This is a genomic window from uncultured Sphingomonas sp. (genome assembly GCF_964244235.1).
In the GTDB taxonomy this organism is placed as follows: domain Bacteria; phylum Pseudomonadota; class Alphaproteobacteria; order Sphingomonadales; family Sphingomonadaceae; genus Sphingomonas.
In genome coordinates this window covers 1-3,438 of the sequence record NZ_CAXTII010000136.1, presented here as the reverse complement: position 1 = coordinate 3,438, position 3,438 = coordinate 1, and the positions used below count along the sequence as shown (strand labels likewise).

Annotated in this window: 5 protein-coding genes; 2 read left to right on the top strand and 3 right to left on the bottom strand. The window is 68.9% G+C overall.

Annotated features, from left to right (window positions below):
- The 3 genes from ACFE7D_RS14185 to ACFE7D_RS14175 form a co-directional block, all read right to left on the bottom strand.
- Window positions 1-514, bottom strand: a 514-nt coding sequence (locus tag ACFE7D_RS14185; RefSeq protein ID WP_375396058.1) for an FAD-dependent oxidoreductase, incomplete at its 3' end; no start/stop codon positions are given.
- Window positions 515-540: 26 nt separating this feature from the next.
- On the bottom strand, window positions 541-1,692 hold the full coding sequence (gene crtY / locus ACFE7D_RS14180) for a lycopene beta-cyclase CrtY (protein ID WP_375396056.1): 1,152 nt from the start codon (window positions 1,690-1,692) through the stop codon (window positions 541-543).
- 118 nt (window positions 1,693-1,810) lie between these two features.
- Complete coding sequence (locus ACFE7D_RS14175) at window positions 1,811-2,047, bottom strand: hypothetical protein (protein ID WP_375396055.1); 237 nt, start codon at window positions 2,045-2,047, stop codon at window positions 1,811-1,813.
- A 171-nt stretch (window positions 2,048-2,218) separates the two neighbouring features.
- On the opposite strand from ACFE7D_RS14175, the gene ACFE7D_RS14170 reads away from it, so the two are divergent.
- Both ACFE7D_RS14170 and ACFE7D_RS14165 read left to right on the top strand, forming a co-directional pair.
- A complete protein-coding gene (locus ACFE7D_RS14170; RefSeq protein ID WP_375396057.1) occupies window positions 2,219-2,980 on the top strand; it encodes a sterol desaturase family protein in 762 nt (253 codons plus the stop codon).
- Window positions 2,977-3,438 (top strand): SRPBCC family protein (locus tag ACFE7D_RS14165; RefSeq protein ID WP_375396054.1); only part of this gene is annotated, 462 nt, incomplete at its 3' end. The genes ACFE7D_RS14170 and ACFE7D_RS14165, both read left to right, overlap by 4 nt.

The following is a 3,438-nucleotide window of genomic DNA, read 5'->3' as shown; positions in this document are numbered from 1 at the left end:
GGCTGACCATCGCATAGACCGAGCGGAACGCCTCGTAGCGCATCAGCTGCGGCGCCGCCTTCATCATCGTACCGAAGTCGAGGAACGCCTCGTGGCCAAGCTTTTCATAGCCTTCACGGAATACGTTCTCGGAATAGTTGAGGAAGCGCTTGTACCCGGCGACATCCTTCGGGTTCTTCGCGCCGATCTGCGCGAACAGCGCCTCGTCGTCGTTCGAATAGTCGAAGATGTAGCCGTCTTCCCACATCAGCCGGTAGAACGGCGTGACCGGCATCAGCTCGACATAGTCCGACAGCTTGCGCCCCGACAGGCCCCATAGTTCCTCGAGGCACGACGGATCGGTGATGACGGTCGGGCCGGCGTCGAAGGTGAAGCCCTTGTCCTCGAACACGTACGCCCGGCCGCCGGGCTTGTCGCGCTGCTCGATCAGCGTCGTCTGCACCCCTGCCGACTGCAGCCGGATCGCGAGCGCGAGCCCGCCGAATCCGCTGCCGATCACCGCTGCCGTCTTCATTCTGTCGGTCTTCACCAATCAGCCCCTCAAGATTTCAGCAGCACGCCGAGCGCGCGCCCCAGCGGCACCGGTGGCCGCCCGATCATCGTCCGCAGCATGTCCCACGTCGTCGACCGACCCGCGTAGAACCGGCGGACCAGCGCGGCGTCAAGCCGGTAGAAGCGCTGGAGCACGCGGTAACGCTCGGCCGGCTCGGCCGCGTCGAACAGCATCCGGTTGAGGAACCTGTAGAATTTCCGGGCCGCCCACGTCGACTCGCTGTGGTGTCGCAGCGCCGCATACAGCGCCGCGGGGGTCAGGTCGGGCAGCCCGGCAACCAGATCGGCGACCCGGACCGCATCGGGGAAGCTGTAGCCGGTGATCGGGTTGAACAGCGCGGCGCGCAGGCCGACGACCGGCACGTCCGCCTCGCCCGCATCCCAGAACGCTCCGATGTCGCCATCGAGCGCGATCGGCAGCACGCCGACCTCCTCGCGCAGCACGCGGGCGACGGTCCAGCCCTGCGCGGCGATATAGTCGAACACGCGCTGTCGCAGGATGTCGGGGGCGAGGTCGGCACCGTCGCTGTAATAGGTGTCCTCGACAAGCACCGTCCGCGGCCCGAACGGCAGCGTATAGACGAAGCGGTAGCCATCGTGCTGCGGCACCGTCGCGTCCATGATCACCGGCCCGTCGAGGCCATGCGACCCGGTCAACTCGACCTCGATGCCGAGGAATTTCTGCGAGCGCAGATCGAGCGGCGGCTTGGCCCCGCGTTGCGACCCCTGCCCCCGCCCGTCGATGACGGCCTGCGCGGTCAGCACGCGCTGGTCGGCGAGCGTCACGCTCGTCGGCGTCAGCGCGGCGACGCCCACGCCAGTCAGGACCGTCGCGGGCGTCGCCGCGACCGCGTCGGCGAGCCGCTCGCTCGTCGCGCTCCGATACCCCGAGACGAGCGTCCGCACGTGCGCCGGGAAGCGGATGCTGTACCGGTCCCAGCGGTGCGCCATCAGCGGCGCGGTCCACGCGACCTGCGCCGGCGTGATGTCGGCCTCGAACGACGACCAGGTATGGTTGCCGCCGAGTCGCTCCCCGCTTTCGACGATCGCCACCCGCAGCTCGGGCCGCGTCGCCGCGAGCCGCAGCGCGATCAGCCCGTTGGCGAGGCCACCCCCGGCGAGAATGAGATCGAAGTCCATCGGCAATCGGCGTAGCGCAACACGATCATCGGCGCGACCCTGCGGTTTGGTCGCAGTGTGCGCCGGCGGTCGATGCGCCGATGCCGTCCGCCGCACGACGCGACGGACGGCGTTGGCGTTATGGCTTGGTGACGGTCGTCGTCGTCTCGGTGGCGGGCGTCTTGACGGTCGTGGTCGTCGTCGCGGGGGCCCGGTGATGGACGACGCGGTGGCGCTTCGGGTGGTGGACGACGACCACCGCCGGCTTCATCTCGGTGCTCGATTCGTGCGCCGTCGTCGTCGTCGAGCTGGTCGTCGTCTGCGCCACGGCGGGCATGGCGATCAGCGCGGCCACGACGATAAGAACTGTCTTCATATTTGCCTCCTCGGTTGCCGGTCGGTAATCGTGCCGGCTCCGCGTCTTGCGCGTGCCTCGATGAAAGCTGGTTGAACGTGTTCGTTCCGTAACGTTCATCTTCGCCGTGCGACACCGCCGCCACGCGATCGACCCCGTGACGTGGTGCTCCTCCCCGGCTATCGTCGCCGCGTGATTCTCACCCTCCTCCTCGGTGCGCTCGGCATGACGGTGATCGTCGCGCTGCGCTATTTCGCGGTGTCGGGGGCGTTCGCCGTGCTGACGCTGCGCCTCCACCCCGACGCCGGGCCCGAGGCGGCGAAGCGCGCCCCGCAGGTCCGTCGCGAGATAATCTGGTCGATCGCGTCGGCGGCGATCTACGGCATCCCCGCCGGGATCGCCGGGGTACTGTGGCACGACTATGGGCTAACCGCGATCTACACCGGCACGCCGACGACGCTCGGCTGGCTGTACCTGCCGGTGTCGGTGCTGATCTATCTGTTCGTCCACGACACCTATTTCTACTGGACCCACCGCTGGATGCACCGCCCGAAGGTGTTCGCGCGCGTCCACGCCACCCACCACGCCAGCCGCCCGCCGACCGCGTGGGCGGCGATGAGCTTTCACCCGTGGGAGGCGCTGTCGGGGGCGCTGCTGATCCCGGCGCTCGTGTTCCTCGTGCCCGTCCATATCGGCGCGCTGATGGTCGTGCTGACGATCATGACCTTCAACGGCGTGTCGAACCACATCGGCTGGGAGATCTACCCGCCGTCGTGGGTCGCGGGCGCATGGGGCCGGGTGATGATCACCGCGTCGCACCACCACCTCCACCACCGCCACTACCGCTGCAACTACGGCCTGTATTTCCGCTTTTGGGACAAGGTCTGCGGCACCGATCGCGGCTGGGCGGCGGAGCTGCTGCCCGACCGCGGCGTCCTCGAGCCCGCCGAATGACGATCCGCTGGCCCGCCGCTTATGCCCCCGGCGTCATGCCGGTCCACGTCGTCAACACGCTGGCGATGGCGGCCGACCCCGCCGCCGTCTGGAAGCGGCTGATCGCTGCCGAGGGCTGGCCGGCGTTCTACACCAACGCGTCAAACGTCCGCGTCGACGGCGGCGGCGACCTGCGCCCCGGCGTGACCTTCCGCTGGCGGACCTTCGGGGTCGACCTCGTCTCGACGGTCGAGGAGTTCGTGCCTGGCGAGCGCATCGCATGGCTCGCGCACGGCACCGGTGTCATCGCCTACCACGCCTGGGCGATCGCGCCGGCGGCGAGCGGCTGCATCGTCGTCACCGAGGAAACCCAACGCGGCGTCATGGCCCGGCTCGGCAAGCTGCTGATGCCCGGCCGGATGCACCGCCAGCACCAGCTCTGGCTCGAGGGCCTCGCCCGCGTCGCCATGGCCCCCACA

Bases quoted from the DNA above. Each gene is read 5' to 3' on its own strand.
- crtY (WP_375396056.1), bottom strand. From the start codon at position 1,692: ATGGACTTCGATCTCATTCTCGCCGGGGGTGGCCTCGCCAACGGGCTG.
- ACFE7D_RS14175 (WP_375396055.1), bottom strand. From the start codon at position 2,047: ATGAAGACAGTTCTTATCGTCGTGGCCGCGCTGATCGCCATGCCCGCC.